We start from the raw sequence: 19,659 nt of genomic DNA on the forward strand, positions 1-19,659 counted from the left end.
AAGCACAGCAGAGGAACCGTCATGCACGCCGCAGTACTACTTTCACAACAACACTCGACCACCGAGCAGGTACTCGGGTTCGGGCTGGGAACCATCGTCTTGGTGGCAGTGCTCGGCGCGGTCGTTCTGTTCGTCGCCGCGCTCGTCAGCATCCTTCGCTCACCCAATTACAGTGTCGCAGGCCGTGCGGTGTGGATCTTCGTCGTGCTCGCGTTTCCGTTTCTCGGGCCTCTGGTCTGGTTCGTATGGGGCCGCACCTCGACGTTCGCCGTCGAAGCGTCGAACAGTCTCAGATGACCGATCCGATCGTGCGTGCCGCATCCGGGAACTCACCGGCGTTCGAGCCCGCGTAGTTCAACCGCAGGAACTTGCCGGTGGGTTCGGCCGGGAAGTAATCGTCTCCCGCACCGACGATGACACCCGCCAATTTGCATTTGTGCACAACGTCTTCCAGGTCGATGTCGTCACGCAGGCGCATCCACAGATTGAGTCCGCCCCGGGGGATCCGGTCGAGATGCCCGCGAGGAGCGAACTCGATCAGGCTGTGGGCCAATAGGTCTCGACGAGCTTCGAGTTGCGTGCGTAGGCGTCGTAGGTGTGTGCGCCAGGCGGGTTGGGTGACGACATCGAGAGCGACGGTTTGCAGGATGCCGCTGACGTACATCGATTCGGCTCCCGTGTCGGCGAGGATACGTTCGTGGGCCGGGCCACGAGCGATCAAGCCTGCCAATCGAATCGACGGTGATACGACCTTGGTCAGCGAACGCAGGTACACCACATGTCCGCCGTCGTCTCGTGCGGCCAATGGGCTGGGTTCGGCGGTGATGCCGAAATCGTGGGCGGAGTCGTCCTCGATCAGGAACGCGCCGTGTCGTCGAACGATGTCGAGCACACGTTCGGACAGGTCCGGAGACCACTGCGCTCCGGTGGGGCTGGCGAAGGTCGGTTGAGCGTAGAACGCCCGCGCGCCGGACTCGGCGAATGCCTGCTCCAGCGCGTCCGGGTCGGGTCCGTCGACCCCGGTGGGGACCGGGACCACGCGAACGCCCGCCTGCGTTGCCGCCAGAATTGCTCCCCAGTACGTCGGTGATTCCATGAGAAGTGGGCGTCCCGCACCGACGAGCGCTCGAAAGGCCGTGCTCAGGCCGGTCTGGCTGCCCGGGATGATGACCACGTCGCTGGCCGAGGGCGGTGTGATACCCAGCGGGGTGGAAGCGCCCAGTTCCGCGGCGAACCAAGCTCGAAGCTCGGGCAGACCTGCGGTGGGCGGCCGGGCAACCACTGCGTCGGTGCGTGAGGCTCGGGTGAAAGCAGCGTGAACGAGTCGCTCCGGCAACAGCTCTCGGGCCGGGTAACCGGAATGCAGAGCGATCACGTCACTCGACGTGGACTGCAGTGCGGCGGGGAGTTGCAATCTGTTTCCGGGTGCACCGAGCGCGGCAGTCTGCCACCCGTAGTCGTTCGGGCGGGCCGTGTGCACGGTCTTGACGAATGTTCCGACGCCAGGCCGTGTTTCGATGACACCCTGCGACATGAGAGTGCGCAGTGCTTTCTGCACCGTCACAGGGCTGGCCGAATGCTGGGCCACCAGCGCCCGAGTGGATGGCAGCTTCGCCTCGGGCGGGGCGGTTGCGATCCAGGTTCGCAGTGCAGACACGATCCGGGAACTGCTATCGTCGGACATGACACAGCATAGTAGCGCTACCCAGCCTGCGCCGGGACTGCTATCCCGAGCCGGCCTCTTGTGGGGACTGGCGGGTGTCACGGCGTTCTCGTTCACCGTGCCGCTGACTCGGATCGCCGTGACCGGTGGCCTGTCGCCGCTGTTCGTCGGGTCCGGACGCGCCGTCGTCGCCGCGGCCCTCGCTGCTGCCGCCCTGGCCCTGACCTCGCAACGGTTGCCACGCGGACGGCAATGGGTTCGACTGGGTGTCATCGCGGCCGGGGTCGTCATCGGTTTCCCCGTGCTCACGTCGTTCGCTCTGACCACCGCCTCCGCCGGCCACAGTGCCGTCGTCATCGCGCTTCTGCCGGCTGCGACCGCGGCCTTCGCCGTCGTCCGCGAGCGGCAACGCGTCCGGCCGATGTTCTGGTTGGTTGCGGCCATGGGTGCTGCGGTCGCTGTCGGATTCGCGGCCGTGCAGGGCGGCGAGGTCGCCGGACTGGGGTGGTCGGATCTGCTTCTCCTCGGAGCCGTCGTGGCGGCCGCGGTGGGATACGCGGAGGGCGGGCTGCTTGCGCGTGAACTGGGAGCGTGGCAGACGGTCTCGTGGGCGCTTGTCGTCTCCGTTCCGGTGACCGGAGCGATGACGGCGTTCGCGTGGTGGCATCAACCCACGAGCGGAGGCGTCTCGGAGTGGGCTGCGTTCGCCTATCTGGCCGTCGTGAGTATGTATCTGGGGTTCTTCGCCTGGTATCGGGGGTTGGCCATCGGTCCGATGTCGAGCGTGAGCCAGGTGCAGCTCGTTCAGCCGGTGCTGACGATCTGCTGGGCCGCGATCCTGCTCCACGAGGGACTGACGTGGCCGGTGGTCGTGGGTGGAGCAGCGGTCATCGTATGTGCAACAGTGGCGGTCCGAACTCGGATGTCGCCGTCCGTTCGACAGGAGGAACTTTCGTCATGACGCGATCGATCGATCAGGCACGCAAGCTCGAGAATGTTCGCTACGACATTCGTGGCCGCATCCTGGACAAGACCGAGGAACTCGAGGAGCAGGGGCACAAGATCCTGCGCCTCAACGTGGGTAACCCGGCCCCGTTCGGTTTCGAGGCACCCGACGAGATCATGATGGCGATGATTCGCAATCTGCCTACCGCGCAGGGATATTCCGACTCGCGGGGCCTGTTCTCGGCGCGCACCGCGGTGGTGCAGTACTACCAGACCAAGGGCCTGGGCGACCTCGACGTCGGCGACGTCTACCTGGGCAACGGGGTCTCCGAGCTGATCACCATGACGATGCAGGCGCTGTGCAACCCCGAGGACGAGGTGCTGATCCCCTCCCCCGACTACCCGCTGTGGACGGGCTCGGTGGCTCTCGCCGGAGGCACACCGGTCCATTACTTGGCAGACGAGGCTCAGGACTGGGCTCCGGACTTCGAGGATCTGGAATCGAAGATCACCACCCGTACCCGGGCCATCGTCGTGATCAATCCCAACAACCCCACCGGCGCGGTGTACTCACGCGACGTTCTGCAGCGTTTCGTCGACCTCGCGCGCGAGCACGATCTGATTCTGCTCGCCGACGAGATCTACGAGAAGATCGTGTACGACGGTTCCGAGATGACCAATCTCGCAACCCTCACTGGCAAAGATGTGCTGTGCCTGACCTATTCGGGGTTGTCGAAGGCCTACCGAGTGTGTGGATTCCGTGCCGGGTGGCTGGCGATCACCGGTCCACGACGCCGTGCGGCGAGCTTCACCGAGGGCATCACGTTGCTGTCCAACATGCGCATGTGCGCGAATGTGCCTGCACAACATGCAATACAGACGGCGCTCGGCGGCCGTCAATCGATCGAGGACCTTCTGCTGCCGACGGGTCGGTTGACCGCGCAGCGGGATCTGGCGCATCGAATGCTGAACTCCATCGACGGGATCAGCTGTGTGCAGGCTGCGGGCGCGCTGTACATGTTCCCCAAGCTCGACACCGACCGTTTCGGCATCGTCGACGACGAGAAGTTCGTCCTCGACCTGCTCGAATCCGAGAAAATCCTGGTCAGTCACGGTCGAGCGTTCAATTGGGATGTGCCCGACCACTTCCGGCTCGTCACCCTGCCCAACGTGGACGATCTCTCGACCGCACTAGAGCGGCTCGGCAACTTCATGAGTTCGTACTCGCAGTAGAACCGATTCTGCTCGAGCTGATTTTAAGTCCGTGCGGGCGCTCGGCAAGGGCGTATTCGCGCAGATGAACCCGCGTATCGCTCTGCTGCACGGCCTTTGGCGAACCCGCATTTCCCCGACGCCCCGGGGAAATGCGGGTTACGCTCGTCGTCCGATCTGCCGGGCGAGAGGGAATTCGTGGATCTATGGGGCTATTTGCAGGGGCGGGGTGAATCCCTCGCGTTTCTGACCTATCAACATGCGTCGCTGGCGTTTCAGACGGTTCTGGTGGGCACGGTCGTGGCCGTGCTCATCGCGATCGCAGTCCATCGTCTGCCTCTCTTCTCGGCACTGACGCTGACGACCAGTCGAGTAGCGCTGACGATTCCGTCTCTGGCGTTGCTCGCGCTGCTCATCGTCCCGTTCGGCTTGGGTGTGGTGCCCTCGTTCATCATGCTCGCGTTCTTCGCCGCCATGCCCGTGATCGGCAACGCCATCGTCGGACTGCGTGGAGTTCCCGACACCGTGATCGAGTCGGCGAAAGGAATCGGGTTCTCGCGCAGCCGCATCCTCGTCTCCGTCTCGCTGCCCATGGCATGGCCGGTCATTCTCACCGGAATCCGCGTCTCGACTCAGATGGTTGTCGGCGTCGCGGCCATCGTCGCGTACGTACTCGGGCCGGGCCTCGGGTCGCTCATCTTCAATGGCCTGTCGAGACTGGGCGGGACCAATTCCGTCGAGATGGCAGTGACCGGCACAGTGCTCATCGTCGTCATCGCCCTGGTGTTCGACGGCCTGCTCGTCCTTCTCGGGCGCCTCACCATCTCGAAGGGATTGTCATGACGGACAACACAACCGGCGAGCGAACGGTCACCGGCGCCTCGATTCGCCTCGACGGTGTGGTCAAGCAGTACAAGGGCCAGAACAAGGCGGCGGTGCAGAAGATCGACCTCGATATCGAGGCCGGCCACATCGTTGCGTTCGTCGGTCCGTCGGGTTGCGGTAAGACGACCACGCTGAAGATGATCAACCGCCTCATCGAGCCGACGGAGGGCCGAATCTTCATCGGCGACCGTGACGTCACCGGTGAGGATGCGGACAAGCTGCGGCAGTCGATCGGGTACGTCATTCAGTCCGGCGGACTCTTCCCACATTGGTCGGTCGCCAAGAACATCGGAGCCATTCCACGGGTACTGGGGTGGGACGCGAAGAAGATCGACGAGCGAACTGATTACCTGCTGGATCTGGTGGGACTCGACGTCGCCGACTTCCGCGATCGTCTACCCAAGGACATGTCGGGCGGACAGCAACAGCGAGTGGGTGTGGCGCGAGCACTCGCCGCCGATCCACCGGTGTTGCTGATGGACGAGCCGTTCGGTGCCGTCGACCCGATCACCAGGGTTCGACTGCAGGACAGCCTCATCGCCATCCAGCACGAACTGGCGAAGACGATCGTGATCGTCACCCACGATTTCGAGGAAGCGACGAAGCTCGGTGACAAGGTACTGATTCTGTCCGAGGGCGGCCACATCGAGCAGTATGCGACGCCGGAAGAAATCTTGGCCAAACCCGCGAGCCCGTTCGTCGAGGAGTTCATCGGATCCGGGGCCACGCTGGCACATTTGACGTTGTCCCGCGTCAAAGACGTCGACCACGACTCGGTCGTCACCGCCGAGGTGGGCGATGCGTCGCAGGAGGTCATCGCTCGTGCTCGGGCTCAGGGTGCCACCTGGATCGTCGTCATCGACGAACACGGCCGGCCCCGCGCCTGGCCGTCGCTGGACGAAGTCGCCACCAAGGAGCGCATCACCGACTATGTCGACGAGCGATTGCCCACCGTCGCACCGTCGTCCACGCTCAACGACGCACTGGACACGATGCTGGCCGCCAGTCAGGGCGGCGTACTCGTCACCGACGGCCGCGGTGCCGTCACCGGCGCACTGACGATCGCAACCGTGATGGCCGTCATTCGGGGCCAACTCTCGGATGCTCGCTCCGGTGACGGTCACGTCTCGTATTCGGCCCATACCGAGGGCGCAGCAACATGAATCGACTTCGACGCGCACCGTTGGACGTGTGGTTCGAGCCGCTCCTCATCGTCGTGCTCGGGGTCGGTTACATCCTGTGGTACCGCTCCACGACGCTGACGACTACCGAGCAGGCATCACTGGGCTGGGACAATTTGAAGACGACGATCGTCGACCACATCGTGTTGACGTTGACCGCGACCGTGATCGTCGTCGCCATCGCAATTCCGTTGGGCATCCTGCTCACTCGCGACAGGGCGAAGAATTTCCGACCGGTGGCCGTCAACTTCGCCAACATCGGCCAGGCCGCTCCGGCGGTGGGTCTGATCGTGTTGCTGACGATGTGGCTCGGAACCGGGTTCCGCACCGCCGTCATCGGATTGGTGGTCTACGCGATACTGCCGATTCTGCAGAATACGATCGTCGGAATCCAACAGGTCGATCAGCGGACCATCGAAGCGGCCCGGGGAATCGGGTTCTCCGGCCTCCGCACGCTGGTGCAGGTGGAGTTGCCGCTCGCGGTGCCTGTGATCCTGAACGGCGTACGTACCGCGTTGGTCATTCTCGTCGGCACCGCGACACTGAGCACCTTCATCGGGGCGTCCAGCCTCGGCACGCTCATCACCACGGGTACCACGCTGTTCCTACCGAAGTTACTCATCTCCGGTGCCGTTCTCGTCGCGCTGCTCGCACTGATCATCGACTGGCTCGGCCGTGTGGTCGAACTGATCGCGACCCCACGAGGAGTGGCATGATTCGCCGACTGTCCACGGCAGCAACCGCTCTCGCGCTGACGGCAGCACTCGCCGGTTGCGGGTTGGTCAGCTCGTCGGGAACGTTCGAGAGCACGTCACTTCCGGACGGTGCGACCCCGTTGGACGGCGCATCGCTGGTGGTGACGAGCAAGAGCTTCACCGAGGGCGTATTGCTCGGAAAGATCACGGCCACATACCTTGCCGCTGCCGGCGCGAAAGTCACCGACCTGACCGGAGCACCGGGGTCGGCGTCGTCGAGACAGGCACAGCTCAACGGTGACGCAGACATCCTCTGGGAATACACCGGTACCGGGTGGGTCAACTACCACAGCCAGACCGAGACGATCAGTGATCCGCAGGAGCTGTGGGAGCGCGTCCGCGACATCGAGAAGAGTGAGCACAACCTCGATTGGCTACCGCCCGCGAATTTCAACGACACGTATGCGTTCGCCGCCTCGGCCGAGACGGCACAGCGTCTGGGTGTCGCATCTTTGTCGGATGTAGCGAAGCTCCCCGTGGCCGACAGGACGTTCTGCGTCGACGACGAGTTCTTCTCTCGCTCGGACGGTTTCGGCCCGATGCTCGACACCTACGGCATCGGACTGAACGCACCCGACGGCGTACCGTCGGGCAACGTCACGCGGATGGATGCGGGTGTCGTCTACACCTCGACCGCCGACAGCTCACCGTGCAACTTCGGCATGGTCTACACCACCGACGGCAGAATCAAGAACTTGAATCTGACTGTGTTGCAGGATGACAGGGCCTTCTTCCTGCCTTACAGCGGGACCGCGGTGGTGCGCGACGCGGTGCTCGAACAGCATCCCGAGATCGCCGATCTTTTGGCCGTCGTATCCGAGCGATTGACCGACGACCTGATGCAGGAGTTGAACGGGCGGGTCGACATCGAGGGCGAAGACCCATCCGATGTCGCCTACGAGTGGTTGAAGAGCGAAGACCTGGTGACGTGAGGTCCGGTCAATTCGTATCCGGCTCGAACAACTCCTCGATCGTGCAGTCGAATGCTGCGGCAAGGCGGAAGGCGACAGGCAGGCTCGGGTCGAACCGCTCCTTCTCGATGGAGATGATCGTCAGTCGGGTGACGTCGATTCGCTCGGCCAATTCGCTCTGAGACCACCGCTTCTCGGTGCGGCGCCGTCGAACATCGTTCTTCACTCGGACAGGGCCCGGTAGCGCGCGAACGCGTACCGCGCGGTGAACGATGCGAATGCCGCCAGCAGCAAGCCCGTCAGCAGCAGCGTGGCCGGGGGATCGACGCGGGCGATGGACACCACCGCAAGAGTCAGACCCAGCACGGTCACCAGATCGGTGGCCGTACCGCTGGACGCGGATGTCGTCCAATGGCTTTCGACGCTGTCGCCCGAGGTGTAGGTCTGGTCGGCGGTGACCGGTGCGACGAACAGTATCCAGCCCAGCATTGCACCGAACGGGAGTGCGGTGAACCCGAACACCACCGCCGCGACCCCTGGGGCGACGGGTGAGACCAGCCAGGCCAGCAATGCCGTCGCCGAGGCGGTAGCGAGACCGACGGCGCCGACCGACAACCATCTGAGTGTCATGAGCAACTCCCGTTCTACGTATAGTTCACTGTACGTATAGGAGACCATACATCAAGCTGGGTCGTCAGAAGTCAGATCCCGGGCTCCTCGCTGATGTGCTCGATGTACCCATGAATGCGATGTGCGTCGGCAAATGTTGCAGTCCGACTTCCCCCGTCTGCCAAGTCGTCGATGATCGCCAGATATTGCGATGCGATATTGGTTGCTGCTGGATTGCCGGGAAGATGGATTGTGGGCATGGAGGACGGCAACGTGAGGGGTTCGGGTTGTCCGTTCGGGTGGAATGTCGCCGCGAGCGGTGCCATCTGGACCTGACGCATGATCGGCGTCGGTACTGGAAGGGTGAACAGGGAAGCCCGACCGCGTGATCCCTGTATGTCGATGACTGTCTGCGCGTTGTCGTCCCCGTCCCAAATCAGTGCGGAACCGAGCGCTCCACCCGCGTCGAATTGGACCCGGACGGTATCCGGCGCAGTCGCAGCCACAGGCAGGGCTTGTCCCGCCACGCGATAGTCGCGCCTGTGAATTCTCGACGTTCCACCGGTAACGGCGATCCCGCCGAGTACCTGATCGAGGAGGTCGAGTACGTGGCCAGTGTGTACCTCCCTCGTGCCGGCGGCGCTGGTGCGATCGAGCGTGTACGCGGACTGCGCAGATATGGTCTCGGCTCCTTTGGCTCGTGACGATCGCGCGTTCACGGCCTGAATGTCACCCAGTTCTCCGGCCGCGATCATCTCGCGAAGCGCGATCGCAGAGGGGTCGAACCGTGATTGAAGGCCGACGAAGCCACGGTGCTGTGAAGTCGCTCGAACACTCATCGAATGGGCCTCGGCCGCGTCGAGGCCGAGTGGCCATTCGCAGAGCACGTGTTTTCCGGCAGCCTGCGCTGCGCTGACCAACTCGGAGTGTGCCTGCACTTTGACTGTCACTACGACAAGGTCGACAGCCTCGAACCTGGCCAATGCGCTGGCCGAGGTAAATGGTTCGGCTCCGGTGGCGGCCGCGGCTGCATGCGCAGATTCGGTGCGTGACGTACTCACCGCACTGATCGAAATATCCGTGCCGAGAACAGTGCGCAGAAATTCTATTGCGGGAACGTGCGCACGGAACGCCCACCCGTGTTCGATATTTGCTCCGACCAGTCCTATGCGCATCGGCAGTCCCCTTCGGATCGGCAGGTTCGAATTATTCGAACCAGTACGCGTGACGGTATCATCGAGTTCGGAAAGTTCGAACCCGGAGGTCTGGATGAGCGACATGTCCGTGTCGGCGATACTTCATGCGCTGTCCGACGAGACTCGGCTCGACATGGTGCGTCGATTGGCAGACTCGAAAGTCGATATGGCGTGTGGGCAGCTATACGAAGACCTGGCAAAGTCTTCGGCGTCATACCATTTCTCGATACTCAGAAACTCGGGAATCATCGAGCAGTACGAGCAGTCGGGACGCAAGTTCAACAAACTCCGATCGGCTCACATCGAGGCCGCGGCACCTGGGGTACTGAAACTGGTGCTCGAAGCGTTCCGCCGCGAACATGCCGGCCGTTGACCGACGCTTTACTCCGAGCTTCACGCTGACGGCCGGGGCGGTAGGGTTCACCTGATCCGACGTCGGTTCGTAGCCTAGGAGTCTCACAGTGCAATCGTCTTCACTCGGAGGTCTGTGATGGCAGGCGGACTCGTAGCTCTGCTCGACGACGTGGCAGCGCTGGCTCGTTTGGCCGCGGCATCCATCGACGATGTCGGTGCGGCTACCGGCAAAGCGACGGCCAAGGCCGCCGGTGTCGTGATCGACGACGCAGCGGTGACCCCGCAGTACGTTCGCGGTCTCGCGGCCGAACGTGAATTGCCCATCATCAAGCGCATCGCCGTCGGCTCGCTTCGCAACAAGCTGCTGATCATTCTGCCGATCGCCCTGCTGCTCAGCCAGTTCCTCCCATGGCTGCTGACGCCCATTCTGATGCTCGGTGGCTGCTACCTCAGCTACGAGGCAGCGCACAAGATCTGGGGAGCACTGTTCGGTCACGGCGATCATCACGCCGAGGCAGAGGACGAGCCGCGGGACGAGGACAGCGTGGTGTCCGGTGCCGTTCGGACCGACCTGATTCTCTCCGCCGAGATCATGGTCATCGCTCTCGACACCATTGCGAGCGAGGGCTTCTGGAGTCGCCTCATCATCTTGGCGGTCGTCGCGGTGGTCATCACCATCGTCGTCTACGGCGTCGTCGCACTCATCGTCAAAATGGACGACATCGGTCTGAAGCTGGCCGAGGGCTCATCCGGGTTCGTCGAGAAGTTCGGCCGCGGACTGGTCAAGGGCATGCCGAAGGTGATGGCAGTGCTATCGGTCGTCGGCACCGCAGCCATGCTGTGGGTCGGTGGGCACATCCTTCTCGTGGGCATCGACGAGCTCGGTTTTCACCCTATCTACGAGCTGGTGCACCACGGTGAGGATGCGGTGCGTGGGGTCGCGGGTGTCGGCGGAGTGCTGGCGTGGATTGTCAACACTCTCGCGTCGGCAGTCATCGGTGCGATCGTCGGCTGCATCATCGTCGTTGCGCAGCTCGGGATCTCGAAGGTGCTCGCCAAACGGGCCGCCGCGAAGTAGTGCCTGTATCGGCGACGTTCGCCGTCGTTCATCCCTCCTCGGAGCCGGCGCTCGACATCCTGTTTCGCTACAACGTCGATATCGTCGGACGCTTCTACGGCCGCGAGGCGTCGGACGAGGAAGTACGACGAGTCATGGTCGACGAGCCGAGTGACGATCTCGTGGGTGATTCGGGCCTGTTCGTGGTCGCATACCTGGGCGCGACGCTGGTCGGTTGCGGTGGTGCTCGCTTCGTCTCCGACGACATCGCAGAACTGACCCGGGTTTTCGTCGACGCGCGTGCCCGTGGAAACGGCGTCGGGGCGTCGGTCGTCGAGTTCGTCGAGGAATCGGTCCGCCGATCGCGCCGCAAGACAATGCGATTGGATACGCGAGCGGACCTCGTCGAGGCCCGGGGCCTGTACTCCAAGCTCGGCTATCGGGAGGTGCCGGCATTCAACGCCGAGCCGTATGCCGAGGTATGGCTGGAAAAGCGACTGCTTTGAACAGCTTTCGTCACCGACGAGCCAGCTCGAGGACCCGTCGCTCGGACAGGGAGACATCGGCGAGCGATGCGGTCAACTCGTCCCACGCCTTCTGAACGCGGAGTTCATCTCGGCGGAGGCGCTTCTGCGCAGCAGCGAGTCTGCGCCGCTCGGCCAGAAGCACATGCCGATCGCGATCTTGCTCGGCCAAGAGGAGGTACGTGTGCGGATCGAACGGATACATGCCAACTCCTAAGGTGTAGTGGGGAATCCATGCATCAGCACCATCACGTGTTCACGCTCCCCCGAGGTCGCGTTCTCGCCGTGTCGACGCCATTTGTCGATGACGGCACGCATCTCCGTGCCCATCTTCTTCGTCTCCTCGGCGGTGAGCCGCAGGACGTCGTCGGAGCTGAAGGCCGCCGATACCCACTCTTGGCCCCACGACTCGGAAGTCCGGTCGAAATCACGCAACCGAGACCACTGGTGCGCCAACCAGGAGTCCTTGGACGCCTTGGCGACCGACAGTGACTCGGGCGAGTCGGAGAAGTCGTTCTCGGACCAGCTGAAGCCCTCCTCATTGGCCTCCGACCACCAACGTTGGCGCTTGTCCGAGCCGTTCTCTACCTCCTTCACGAACCCGTGCTCGGCGAGTTTGCGCAGGTGATAACTCACCGAGGCGGGTGACTCGTCCACCAGATCGCCGAGCTGGGTTGCCGTCATCGACTTGTTGGCGCGGAGTGCATAGAGCAGACGTAACCGGATGGGATGCGTCAGCGCTTTCAGCTCGGACATGTCTGTCAGCTTGCGCGGCGTCCGGGACGGAGGTGGTGGGCTCATGCAACAACCATAACCCGAAAGAAATATTTCGCAATAGTTCTTTCGGGTCTGCGGTTGGGGTATCAGTCCCGCCAGATGGCCGAGAATTCGTACCAGGGACCGTCCAGGTGCGTGGCGGTGAAGTCGTCGAATCCCGCGGGCGGTCCACCTGGTGCATACGCCCAGCCCGAGGCGCTCATGAGGGAGAAGCCGCCGTCTTCGGTGAAGTAGACCTCGCCGCCAGATGTGGCGCGTGCCGAGCTGATGTCGAACGGGCCGATCTCGATGTGTTCGCGGCTACTCGAGGGCTGTGCACTCAATTCTCGCGCAACGGCCTCGAATTCGTCGCGATGGTCCAGCATATTGTCCGGTGGCAGCAGTACCAGAACAGCCGCTGCCAAGCCCACCACCACCGGAGCCGACGCTATCCACCACGACCATCTTCGATCCTGGCCGACGACGTGGAGGGTGCGAATTGCCCAGATGAGCCCGACGATCAGCAGCACCAGGATCGACGACGCGCCGGCGAGGAGCGGATCGAACCAGGCGAACTGTCCGTAGGGCGAGGGCCACCAGTTCCTGGACACGCATACCCACGTGACGGCGGCGATCGTGGTGAACACCAGCAGGATCGGCCCGGGCGGTTTCGAGGCTTTTCGAGGTGCGTTCGCCGACTCGATGAGGCGGTTCTTCAGGCGCTCGATGATGGTCGTGTTCCCTACGCGTCGGAGGTGGCATCCGCGCTCAGGGTCCCACATTTGTCGATGACTTCGGGACTAACTGCTGTGCACGGTGACGGCGTATCCGTCGGGGTCACGTAGGACGAAGGTCTTTCCGAAGGGGCCGTCGAAGGGGGCGGTCACGATCGTCACGCCGGCGGCGACGAGATTTTCGTGGAGCGCTTCGGCGTCGTCGCACACCAGCCAGAGGGCAACTCCGAGTCCCGGCTGACCACTGTCGAGATCCGTTTCGGGAGCGGGGTTTCGGACGGCGAACGGTATCGGTGAGGTGGTGAACACCACTGCGCCGGGTGGTGCCTGGGGTGCGCGGACGAGGCCCAGCTGCGATTCGTAGAAGTCTGCACTGACGGCGAGGTCACGTACCTGGAGGGAGAGGAAGCTCGGTCCGGAAACGGTTGCAACGGTCATGTCGTGTCCTTTCGGTAGTTCGTCAAGTTCTTGACGAGATGAACGTATGTCAAGATGTTGACATGAGTCAAGTGGATGTCGACACCTCGATCGGTTACGCCCTCAAGCGGGCCACGTCCGCCCTGCGTTCGGCGATGGACGAGTGCCTACGCGATCTCGATATCACCGTCTCGCAGTACTCGAGCCTCGAACTCCTCGCGCACAAACCGGGACTGTCCAACGCCGAACTCGCGCGCGCGGTATTCGTCAGCAGGCAGGCAACCCATCAACTGCTGGCCGGGCTCACACGCGGCGGCCTGGTGGAGATCGAGGGGGTAGGTCGAGACCAGCGTCTGTACGTGACGACCCTGGGCAGGGAGCGCCTGCGGCAAGCGTCGGCCGCTGTCGCTGCGGTGGAACACGCCATGATTGCGTCGCTGTCCAAGAGTGAGCGAGAAGTGTTGCACCGCAGCCTTGTTACGTGTGCTGAGGCTCTGGACGGGCGCGAGCAGTCGTAACCTCAGTCGATCGAGTCGAGGAATTCCAGCATCGCTGCATTGAACTCCTTCGGCCGGTCCATGTTGGCAGCGTGACCGCAGTTCTCCAAGACCACAGATCGACCACCCGAATTGAGCTTCGCGGACTCGGAAGCATGTGCAGCAGGCCAGAACTGGCTGTCGCGTCCGGCGATCATGAGGTACGGCCTATCGGTACCGGACATGGTTGCGCGCCAGTCCTGCGCCGCATGATCGGCCAGTAGCGCCTTCATCGGGGCCGTGTCGGGTGATGCCATCTTCGGCATCGCGCGCAATGCAAACGCGAGTTTCAGTAGTGCAGGCACCGACTTCCACTGCGGTCGGCCGTGGCCCGTGTCGGGTATTCCGCTGTCGAAGAACGACGTTCGATTGCTGTCGGTCAGACCGTAGAAGCCGTTCGACCAATCGTCGCTGTTCGCCATCTTCGGTGTCTGATCCACCGACACGATGGCTCGAACGCGGTCGGTGCCGAACTGCGAGACGTACGACCAAATGGTGTTGGCCCCCATGGAACCTCCGATCAAGACGGCTTCGTCGACGCCCACCTCCGAGAGGAAATTCGCGATATCGCGTCCGTGCCGCTCCATCGACGCTCCGTGTGTCGGTGCATCGGAGGTGCCGTGACCCCGTCGATCGAGGGCCAGAACACGGTATCCGGCTCGCACCAACGCTTTCTGCTGCAACATCCAGGTGGTCGCCGGTGCGCAGAAGCCGGCGACGAGAACCACGGCCGGGCCGGTGCCCTCGTCGAGATAGTTCAGGGAGACGGCATCGTCGGTGACAACGGTTGGCATGGTGAATCTCCCTGTGTCAGAAGAACTCGGTCAGGCGAAGCCGGCGTGCATTTCCCAAATCAAAATCTCGCTCGCCGTCGATGCTGTCACACGGTGACCTCCGGTGGCGGTGAGTCGGACCGCGTCGCCTTGGGCAACGTCTCCGACGGTCTCGAACACTGCGGAACCGTCGGCGACGAAGACGTGACCGTACGGCGCGTCAGGGACGGTGACGGACTCCCCCGGTGCGAGTCGGGCGGCATGCAGCGTCGCGTAGCGGTTGCCGATCCGAACGCCGCCGCGGCCCGGCATGCCGGACGCCACCGGAACCAGCTCGCCGTTCGCCAGCTGGTCCTGTACGTCCAGCTCTTCGTAGGAGGGATCGGTTCCATCGGTGTCGGGTGGGATCCACATCTGCACCACGCGCAGCTTTTCTCGGCTGGACCGGCTCGATGCATTGGTCTCGGTGTGCCGAATTCCGGTTCCGGCACTCATGCGTTGAACGAGGCCGGGGTAGATCAGCCCCGAATTACCGTCGGAGTCAGTATGTTTCAGCGTCCCTTCCAACACCCACGTGACGATCTCCATGTTCTCGTGCTGATGGGAGTCGAACCCTTCGCCGGGAAACACCGTGTCCTCGTTGTGCACCATCAGTAGCCCGTGCGCATTGGCCGCCAGGTCGTAATTGCCGGTGGCGGGAAACGACTGCTTCGAGTCGAGCCACTCGTTCCACCAGTGATGGCGTTGCGTACCGGGTATGTGAGTCACCGTCACGATGCGTGATTCCGCATCGCCGTGAAAGTTCGGGTCAGAGCCGCGAGATCGTTCGGGTCAACCAGGTCGAACATTTTCCCTCGTACTGCTTCGACGTGTCCCGGGCTGGCGGCGGCGAGGGTGTTCATGCCTGCTTCGGTGAGTTCGGCGGACATTCCTCGCTTGTCGTCGTCGCATTTGACGCGTGTGACCCAGCCGTTGTCGACGAGTCGGCTGATGGCTCTGGTGACGCCGCTACGAGTCGTGGTGACGGCGTCGGCCAGTTCGCTCATTCGTCGGCGACGGTCGGGTGCCTCGGACAGTACGACCAGCAGCTCGAAGTCGGTGAAGGAGATCCCGGAGTCGCGTGTGAGTTGATTGTCGAGGTCGCGAAGCAGCAGCCGCGTCGCATCGAGGTATGCGCGCCAGGCCTGCTGTTCGTCGGCATCGAGCCACCGTGGTGAGTCCATGCCCCCATGCTAGTTGACAACGCAACTAACCGGTGTACTGTTCTCGGTAGTTGACGAAGCAACTACCTGACCGGAGGCCGAAGCGATGACCGAGACCAACGAACTGACTGCAGACGAGACACGCCGCGCGCAGGAGCACGCCGAACAGCGGGATCGCATTCGTCAGCAGTACATGAAGCCTGCAGGCGAGCGTCCGGCATCGTCTGCCCGCGGACTTCATCACACGGCATTGGTCAGCAGCGATGTCGAGGCGACCGTGCGGTTCTATCAAGACCTGCTCGAGTTCCCTCTGACCGAGCTCATCGAGAACCGTGACTACCCGGGTTCGTCGCACTTCTTCTTCGACATCGGCAACAGCAACCTGCTGGCCTTCTTCGACTTCCCCGGACTCGACGTCGGCCCGTACGCGGAGGTGCTGGGCGGTCTGCATCACGTGGCCATCAGTGTCGAGCCCACCCGCTGGGAGCACCTGCGCACCAAGCTGATCGACGCGGGAATCGAATTGATCGAGCACAGCGAGGTCTCGCTCTACTTCCGCGACCCCGACGGTGCACGGCTCGAACTGATCGCCGATCCGCTCGGTGAAATGTACGGCTCGCACGTTCTCTGAGAACACACCTACTTTCGAGATTCGAGGCAATGACATGACCTCTGCAGCAACCACACTCGACCTCCGCCGCGCCGACGACCGATTCAAGACCAAGATCGGCTGGCTGGACTCCAAGCATTCCTTCTCGTTCGGCAACCACTTCGATCGCGGTAACACCCACCACGGCGTGCTCATGGTCAACAACGACGACATCGTCACCCCGGGAATGGGATTCGATACCCACCCGCACCGCGACATGGAGATCATCACCTGGGTTCTGCAGGGATCGCTGGTGCACCAGGATTCGATGGGCCACTCCGGAGTCATCTACCCCGGCCTCGCACAGCGCATGAGTGCGGGCACCGGAATTCTGCACTCCGAGAAGAACGATTCGTGGCGACTCGGCGATACTGCCGGCTCGTACTCGGGCAAGCACGGCGATCCTGTTCGCTTCGTCCAGATGTGGGTCGTGCCCGACGAGCAGGGCATCACCCCGGGCTACGAACAGCTCGAGATCGACAACGAATTGCTCAGCGGTGGAATGGTTCCCGTCGCATCCGGCATGCCCGACCATGCCGATCACGCCGCCATTCGCATCAAGAACAAGTACGCCGCCATGCACGTGGCGCGCCTACAGCCCGGGCAGGCTCCGGTGGAGATTCCCGATGCACCGTTCGTGCACATCTTCGTGGCCGAGGGTGAGGCGATGCTCGAGGGAGTCGGACCCCTCGCGCAGGGCGACGCCGTGCGCGTCAGCGGAGGTGGCGGTCAGAAACTGAGCACTGCCAGTGGCGCCGAAGTGATCGTCTGGGAGATGCACGCCGCGATCGCCGGTTAATCGGTCTCTCGGTGTGGGCGGAACGAATGCTCCTCGTGGTCGAGTTCGTGTTCGAGGCTGCGCATGCTGTTGTCCGGTAGCCGGCCGGCATCGCGCCAGCAGAGCAACTCTTCTCGCTCCACATCGAGGATTCGGCGGCGCGTACTCATCGCAGCAATCTGTTCCGGTGAGATGACCGCGTCGCCGACGTCCGTCTCGTCGAGATGATCGAGTCGACGGTGGTAGCGGTCGATGCGATGCTCGAGCTCGCTCCGCAGGATCTCCCGGCCCTCGTCGTCGAGGTTCTCTTCGTCGGCGATGCGATCGAGCTGTGACAGTGCAGCTTTGGCCGATCCCTCACGTGCTTCGTTTCGCAGACGCGCCTCTGCGGCGGGGTCCGCGACGACGTTCAGCTTGCGGACCAGTGGAGCGAACGTGAGGCCCTGTCCAACGACCGTCACCAGCACGACGAGAAATGCGCAGAACAGCAACAGGTCTCGGCTCTCGAAAGGCTCGCCCGAGTCGATCGTCAGAGGGAGCGTGAACACCGCGGCGACGGTGATGACGCCGCGGGTGCCGGCCCAGCTCATCACCACCGCCTCGCGTGGGGACAGCCCGGTCGTGAGCAACCACAGCGGGCGCAGCAGGAGCACGCCGACCAGAGTGACCGTGACCGCGAGAGCGATGGTCGTTCCCGAGTAGGCCGAGACACCGCCGACCACGGTGGGCAACTGCTCACCGATGAGCAGAAAAACGAATCCCTCCAGCAGCAGATCGATCAGTCGCCACACAGCGCTGGTCTGCAGTCGGCTGGCCCCGGAGATGGCGTGGCGGGTGTGGTGCCCGATCACCAGAGCCGCGACGACCACGGCGAGAACACCCGAGGCGTGAACTTCCTCTGCCGCCAGGTACGCCACGAACGGCGTCGCCAGCGACACGATGTTGAGCAGCAGCGAATCGTGAACGTAGCGCTGTACGAGGCGAATCAGCAGGGCGACGACCAATCCGACGACGATTCCGCCGGCCGCAGCCAACACGAACAACCCACCCGCGTGGACGAAGGTCATGTCCTGACTGGATATTGCGGCGATCGCGACGGTCAGCATCGTCAGCGCCGTCGCGTCGTTCAGCAGTCCCTCACCTTCGATGAGGGTGACGAGTTTCGGTGGGATACCGGCGCGACGACCCACCGCAAGGGCGGCGACCGGGTCCGGCGGCGCAACAGCGGCACCGAGCGCCATACCGGCGGCCAGGGTGATGCCCGGAACGAGCAACCACATGCCGACGCCCACGAGGGCAGCGGTCGCCACCACGAGGGCGACCGACAGACTCAGGATCGTCCAGACGTTGCGGCGGATCGCGATCAGCGAGGAGTTAAGCGCGGCGCTGTAGAGCAGCGGCGGAATCACCAGAGTAAGCACGACTTCGGGGTCGAGAACGATGTCGGGCAACGCCGACGCCGAGACGGCCAGGCCGGCCAAGGTCAACAACGCTGCCGCGGGCAGCGCCGTCTTCTTCGAGATCACCTGGGCGGCGACGATCAGACCCGTCGCCGCCAGGACCAGGCCCAGAGTTTCTATCACCCGGCTGTATTCCACCAGGTCAGGGGTTCAAACTATCTCTTCAACCCGAACATCTTCGCAATCGTCTTCTCCATGAATGTCGCCGGCAGCAACCGTCGCGCCAGAAACACGACCGGTGCGTTGCTTCCCCTGGCGTACAGGGGTTTCGGCTTGTCGGCCTCGATGGCCTTCAGTACTACTTCGGCGACGTCCTCGGCGGAGATTCCGGTTCCCTCCTTACGGTCCAGTGACGAGATCGCTGTGTGGAAGTCGTCACGGTGGACCGAATCCGCTGCGATGTACTTGGTGCGGCGTTCGCTGATTCCGGTGTTGATCGATCCCGGCTCCACGGTGGTCATCCACACGCCGAACGGAGAGAGTTCCAGCCGCGCTGCGTCGGAGAAGCCCTTGATGGCTGCTTTCGTCGACGCGTACGAGGAGCGGTAGGCGAGCGGAAAGCTCGCCAGCATCGACCCGACCATGACGATGCGGCCGTACCCGCGCTCACGCATGCCGGGAATGACGTTCTGCGACAGCGTCACTGCGCCGAACACGTTCAATTGGAACAATCGCTCGATGGCGTCGGTCGGCAGTTCCTCGAAGGGCCCGGACTGGCTCTCGCCCGCGTTGTTGACCAGAACGTCGACGGCGCCCAGCTCGGCAACGAATGCGCCGATCGACGTGGTGTCGGTCAGGTCCAGAGCTCGATACTCGACGCCTGCTGCCCGTTGATCGGAGGTCATCGAATCCGGATTCCGAGAAGTGCCGATAACTCGGTAGCCGCGGGCAACCAGCGCCGACGCGACGGCCCTTCCGATGCCCGACGAAGCTCCGGTGACCACTGCGGTGCGATTCATGCCCAGATGGTACCGGTGCAGTCGGTTCGTAGCGCATGACGAAAACGCCCATACCGGTTAGTCTGTTACCCGTGCAAACGAATCCTCCCGCTTTGCTGCTCGA

At 63.2% G+C, this 19,659-nt stretch carries 26 protein-coding genes; 13 read left to right on the forward strand and 13 right to left on the reverse strand.

The window, feature by feature from the left end; all coding sequences use genetic code 11:
* Positions 1–21 precede the first annotated feature (21 nt).
* On the forward strand, positions 22–297 hold the full coding sequence (locus AB0P23_RS05415; RefSeq protein WP_027495096.1) for a PLD nuclease N-terminal domain-containing protein: 276 nt from the start codon (positions 22–24) through the stop codon (positions 295–297).
* Here AB0P23_RS05415 and AB0P23_RS05420 read toward each other — a convergent pair.
* Complete coding sequence (locus tag AB0P23_RS05420) at positions 290–1,684, reverse strand: PLP-dependent aminotransferase family protein (protein WP_032382391.1); 1,395 nt, start codon at positions 1,682–1,684, stop codon at positions 290–292. The two genes, AB0P23_RS05415 and AB0P23_RS05420, sit on opposite strands and share 8 nt — an antisense overlap.
* Between AB0P23_RS05420 and AB0P23_RS05425 the strand changes: the two genes are divergently transcribed.
* The 6 genes from AB0P23_RS05425 to AB0P23_RS05450 all read left to right on the forward strand — a co-directional run bounded on the left by AB0P23_RS05425 (position 1,683) and on the right by AB0P23_RS05450 (position 7,573).
* Complete coding sequence (locus tag AB0P23_RS05425; protein WP_032400974.1) at positions 1,683–2,624, forward strand: DMT family transporter; 942 nt, start codon at positions 1,683–1,685, stop codon at positions 2,622–2,624. The genes AB0P23_RS05420 and AB0P23_RS05425 overlap by 2 nt on opposite strands.
* Positions 2,621–3,841, forward strand: a complete 1,221-nt coding sequence (locus tag AB0P23_RS05430; RefSeq protein ID WP_032373451.1) for a pyridoxal phosphate-dependent aminotransferase — start codon at positions 2,621–2,623, stop codon at positions 3,839–3,841. Before AB0P23_RS05425 ends, AB0P23_RS05430 begins: the two co-directional genes overlap by 4 nt.
* Before the next feature lie 177 nt (positions 3,842–4,018).
* A complete protein-coding gene (locus AB0P23_RS05435) occupies positions 4,019–4,663 on the forward strand; it encodes an ABC transporter permease (protein WP_032367688.1) in 645 nt (214 codons plus the stop codon).
* The gene (locus tag AB0P23_RS05440; RefSeq protein WP_032367689.1) at positions 4,660–5,868 is read left to right on the forward strand and encodes an ATP-binding cassette domain-containing protein; all 1,209 of its coding nucleotides are present in this window, start codon (positions 4,660–4,662) and stop codon (positions 5,866–5,868) included. Before AB0P23_RS05435 ends, AB0P23_RS05440 begins: the two co-directional genes overlap by 4 nt.
* Positions 5,865–6,602: an ABC transporter permease gene (locus tag AB0P23_RS05445; RefSeq protein ID WP_179274294.1), complete on the forward strand. Its 738-nt coding sequence runs from the start codon at positions 5,865–5,867 to the stop codon at positions 6,600–6,602. Before AB0P23_RS05440 ends, AB0P23_RS05445 begins: the two co-directional genes overlap by 4 nt.
* On the forward strand, positions 6,599–7,573 hold the full coding sequence (locus tag AB0P23_RS05450; protein ID WP_032373453.1) for a glycine betaine ABC transporter substrate-binding protein: 975 nt from the start codon (positions 6,599–6,601) through the stop codon (positions 7,571–7,573). The genes AB0P23_RS05445 and AB0P23_RS05450 overlap by 4 nt, the downstream gene beginning before the upstream one ends.
* A 7-nt stretch (positions 7,574–7,580) precedes the next feature.
* On the opposite strand, the gene AB0P23_RS05455 is transcribed toward AB0P23_RS05450, so the two are convergent.
* The 3 genes from AB0P23_RS05455 to AB0P23_RS05465 form a co-directional block, all read right to left on the reverse strand.
* Positions 7,581–7,778, reverse strand: a complete 198-nt coding sequence (locus AB0P23_RS05455) for a helix-turn-helix transcriptional regulator (protein WP_032373454.1) — start codon at positions 7,776–7,778, stop codon at positions 7,581–7,583.
* Positions 7,775–8,182 carry a hypothetical protein gene (locus AB0P23_RS05460; RefSeq protein WP_230593518.1) on the reverse strand — a complete coding sequence of 136 codons (408 nt, stop codon included), beginning with the start codon at positions 8,180–8,182 and terminating at the stop codon, positions 7,775–7,777. Before AB0P23_RS05460 ends, AB0P23_RS05455 begins: the two co-directional genes overlap by 4 nt.
* Before the next feature lie 71 nt (positions 8,183–8,253).
* Positions 8,254–9,336 carry a Gfo/Idh/MocA family oxidoreductase gene (locus tag AB0P23_RS05465; RefSeq protein WP_196251043.1) on the reverse strand — a complete coding sequence of 361 codons (1,083 nt, stop codon included), beginning with the start codon at positions 9,334–9,336 and terminating at the stop codon, positions 8,254–8,256.
* A gap of 94 nt (positions 9,337–9,430) precedes the next feature.
* On the opposite strand from AB0P23_RS05465, the gene AB0P23_RS05470 reads away from it, so the two are divergent.
* From AB0P23_RS05470 to AB0P23_RS05480, 3 genes are all read left to right on the forward strand, one after another.
* On the forward strand, positions 9,431–9,730 hold the full coding sequence (locus AB0P23_RS05470; protein ID WP_052061623.1) for a helix-turn-helix transcriptional regulator: 300 nt from the start codon (positions 9,431–9,433) through the stop codon (positions 9,728–9,730).
* A gap of 117 nt (positions 9,731–9,847) precedes the next feature.
* Positions 9,848–10,789: a DUF808 domain-containing protein gene (locus tag AB0P23_RS05475; RefSeq protein ID WP_032367693.1), complete on the forward strand. Its 942-nt coding sequence runs from the start codon at positions 9,848–9,850 to the stop codon at positions 10,787–10,789.
* Positions 10,789–11,274, forward strand: a complete 486-nt coding sequence (locus AB0P23_RS05480; protein WP_032400975.1) for a GNAT family N-acetyltransferase — start codon at positions 10,789–10,791, stop codon at positions 11,272–11,274. Before AB0P23_RS05475 ends, AB0P23_RS05480 begins: the two co-directional genes overlap by 1 nt.
* A 10-nt stretch (positions 11,275–11,284) precedes the next feature.
* Here the strand turns inward: AB0P23_RS05480 and AB0P23_RS05485 are convergent, their stop codons facing one another.
* The 4 genes from AB0P23_RS05485 to AB0P23_RS05500 all read right to left on the reverse strand — a co-directional run bounded on the left by AB0P23_RS05485 (position 11,285) and on the right by AB0P23_RS05500 (position 13,220).
* Positions 11,285–11,497, reverse strand: coding sequence for a hypothetical protein (locus AB0P23_RS05485; protein WP_032373455.1), 213 nt, complete (start codon positions 11,495–11,497; stop codon positions 11,285–11,287).
* An 8-nt stretch (positions 11,498–11,505) separates the two neighbouring features.
* Entirely contained in the window at positions 11,506–12,093 is a 588-nt protein-coding gene (locus AB0P23_RS05490) for a helix-turn-helix domain-containing protein (protein ID WP_032373456.1), read from the reverse strand.
* A 62-nt stretch (positions 12,094–12,155) separates the two neighbouring features.
* Positions 12,156–12,830, reverse strand: a complete 675-nt coding sequence (locus tag AB0P23_RS05495; RefSeq protein WP_230593519.1) for a DUF1109 domain-containing protein — start codon at positions 12,828–12,830, stop codon at positions 12,156–12,158.
* Positions 12,831–12,848: 18 nt separating this feature from the next.
* Complete coding sequence (locus tag AB0P23_RS05500; protein WP_032367695.1) at positions 12,849–13,220, reverse strand: VOC family protein; 372 nt, start codon at positions 13,218–13,220, stop codon at positions 12,849–12,851.
* A gap of 62 nt (positions 13,221–13,282) precedes the next feature.
* Here AB0P23_RS05500 and AB0P23_RS05505 point away from each other — a divergent pair, with 62 nt between their 5' ends.
* Entirely contained in the window at positions 13,283–13,717 is a 435-nt protein-coding gene (locus tag AB0P23_RS05505; protein ID WP_032373608.1) for a MarR family transcriptional regulator, read from the forward strand.
* Between the two features lie 2 nt (positions 13,718–13,719).
* Here the strand turns inward: AB0P23_RS05505 and AB0P23_RS05510 are convergent, their stop codons facing one another.
* Genes AB0P23_RS05510 through AB0P23_RS05520 form a run of 3 tightly spaced genes read right to left on the reverse strand, consistent with a single transcriptional unit; the run spans position 13,720 to position 15,731 of the window.
* A complete protein-coding gene (locus AB0P23_RS05510; protein ID WP_032373457.1) occupies positions 13,720–14,529 on the reverse strand; it encodes an alpha/beta hydrolase in 810 nt (269 codons plus the stop codon).
* 30 nt (positions 14,530–14,559) lie between these two features.
* The gene (locus AB0P23_RS05515; protein WP_363796978.1) at positions 14,560–15,282 is read right to left on the reverse strand and encodes a pirin family protein; all 723 of its coding nucleotides are present in this window, start codon (positions 15,280–15,282) and stop codon (positions 14,560–14,562) included.
* On the reverse strand, positions 15,279–15,731 hold the full coding sequence (locus AB0P23_RS05520; protein WP_032382398.1) for a MarR family transcriptional regulator: 453 nt from the start codon (positions 15,729–15,731) through the stop codon (positions 15,279–15,281). The genes AB0P23_RS05515 and AB0P23_RS05520 overlap by 4 nt, the downstream gene beginning before the upstream one ends.
* 85 nt (positions 15,732–15,816) lie before the next feature.
* Between AB0P23_RS05520 and AB0P23_RS05525 the strand changes: the two genes are divergently transcribed.
* Both AB0P23_RS05525 and AB0P23_RS05530 read left to right on the forward strand, forming a co-directional pair.
* Positions 15,817–16,341, forward strand: coding sequence for a VOC family protein (locus AB0P23_RS05525; protein ID WP_027495111.1), 525 nt, complete (start codon positions 15,817–15,819; stop codon positions 16,339–16,341).
* 34 nt (positions 16,342–16,375) lie between these two features.
* Positions 16,376–17,158, forward strand: a complete 783-nt coding sequence (locus AB0P23_RS05530; RefSeq protein WP_206498482.1) for a pirin-like bicupin family protein — start codon at positions 16,376–16,378, stop codon at positions 17,156–17,158.
* Here AB0P23_RS05530 and AB0P23_RS05535 read toward each other — a convergent pair.
* Both AB0P23_RS05535 and AB0P23_RS05540 read right to left on the reverse strand, forming a co-directional pair.
* Complete coding sequence (locus tag AB0P23_RS05535) at positions 17,155–18,720, reverse strand: Na+/H+ antiporter (protein ID WP_206498483.1); 1,566 nt, start codon at positions 18,718–18,720, stop codon at positions 17,155–17,157. The genes AB0P23_RS05530 and AB0P23_RS05535 overlap by 4 nt on opposite strands.
* Positions 18,721–18,752: 32 nt before the next feature.
* Entirely contained in the window at positions 18,753–19,556 is an 804-nt protein-coding gene (locus tag AB0P23_RS05540; protein WP_032407909.1) for an SDR family oxidoreductase, read from the reverse strand.
* Between the last annotated feature and the right edge of the window lie 103 nt (positions 19,557–19,659).

It is taken from the genome of Rhodococcus sp. NPDC077669 (assembly GCF_040686915.1).
Taxonomy (GTDB): domain Bacteria; phylum Actinomycetota; class Actinomycetes; order Mycobacteriales; family Mycobacteriaceae; genus Rhodococcoides; species Rhodococcoides fascians.

Bases quoted from the DNA above. Each gene is read 5' to 3' on its own strand.
- AB0P23_RS05450 (WP_032373453.1), top strand. From the start codon at position 6,599: ATGATTCGCCGACTGTCCACGGCAGCAACCGCTCTCGCGCTGACGGCA.
- AB0P23_RS05500 (WP_032367695.1), bottom strand. From the start codon at position 13,220: ATGACCGTTGCAACCGTTTCCGGACCGAGCTTCCTCTCCCTCCAGGTA.
- AB0P23_RS05490 (WP_032373456.1), bottom strand. From the start codon at position 12,093: ATGAGCCCACCACCTCCGTCCCGGACGCCGCGCAAGCTGACAGACATG.
- AB0P23_RS05425 (WP_032400974.1), top strand. From the start codon at position 1,683: ATGACACAGCATAGTAGCGCTACCCAGCCTGCGCCGGGACTGCTATCC.
- AB0P23_RS05525 (WP_027495111.1), top strand. From the start codon at position 15,817: ATGACCGAGACCAACGAACTGACTGCAGACGAGACACGCCGCGCGCAG.
- AB0P23_RS05445 (WP_179274294.1), top strand. From the start codon at position 5,865: ATGAATCGACTTCGACGCGCACCGTTGGACGTGTGGTTCGAGCCGCTC.
- AB0P23_RS05440 (WP_032367689.1), top strand. From the start codon at position 4,660: ATGACGGACAACACAACCGGCGAGCGAACGGTCACCGGCGCCTCGATT.
- AB0P23_RS05470 (WP_052061623.1), top strand. From the start codon at position 9,431: ATGAGCGACATGTCCGTGTCGGCGATACTTCATGCGCTGTCCGACGAG.
- AB0P23_RS05415 (WP_027495096.1), top strand. From the start codon at position 22: ATGCACGCCGCAGTACTACTTTCACAACAACACTCGACCACCGAGCAG.
- AB0P23_RS05495 (WP_230593519.1), bottom strand. From the start codon at position 12,830: ATGTGGGACCCTGAGCGCGGATGCCACCTCCGACGCGTAGGGAACACG.
- AB0P23_RS05505 (WP_032373608.1), top strand. From the start codon at position 13,283: ATGAGTCAAGTGGATGTCGACACCTCGATCGGTTACGCCCTCAAGCGG.
- AB0P23_RS05530 (WP_206498482.1), top strand. From the start codon at position 16,376: ATGACCTCTGCAGCAACCACACTCGACCTCCGCCGCGCCGACGACCGA.
- AB0P23_RS05465 (WP_196251043.1), bottom strand. From the start codon at position 9,336: ATGCGCATAGGACTGGTCGGAGCAAATATCGAACACGGGTGGGCGTTC.
- AB0P23_RS05460 (WP_230593518.1), bottom strand. From the start codon at position 8,182: ATGACACTCAGATGGTTGTCGGTCGGCGCCGTCGGTCTCGCTACCGCC.
- AB0P23_RS05510 (WP_032373457.1), bottom strand. From the start codon at position 14,529: ATGCCAACCGTTGTCACCGACGATGCCGTCTCCCTGAACTATCTCGAC.
- AB0P23_RS05420 (WP_032382391.1), bottom strand. From the start codon at position 1,684: ATGTCCGACGATAGCAGTTCCCGGATCGTGTCTGCACTGCGAACCTGG.
- AB0P23_RS05430 (WP_032373451.1), top strand. From the start codon at position 2,621: ATGACGCGATCGATCGATCAGGCACGCAAGCTCGAGAATGTTCGCTAC.
- AB0P23_RS05540 (WP_032407909.1), bottom strand. From the start codon at position 19,556: ATGAATCGCACCGCAGTGGTCACCGGAGCTTCGTCGGGCATCGGAAGG.
- AB0P23_RS05520 (WP_032382398.1), bottom strand. From the start codon at position 15,731: ATGGACTCACCACGGTGGCTCGATGCCGACGAACAGCAGGCCTGGCGC.
- AB0P23_RS05485 (WP_032373455.1), bottom strand. From the start codon at position 11,497: ATGTATCCGTTCGATCCGCACACGTACCTCCTCTTGGCCGAGCAAGAT.
- AB0P23_RS05475 (WP_032367693.1), top strand. From the start codon at position 9,848: ATGGCAGGCGGACTCGTAGCTCTGCTCGACGACGTGGCAGCGCTGGCT.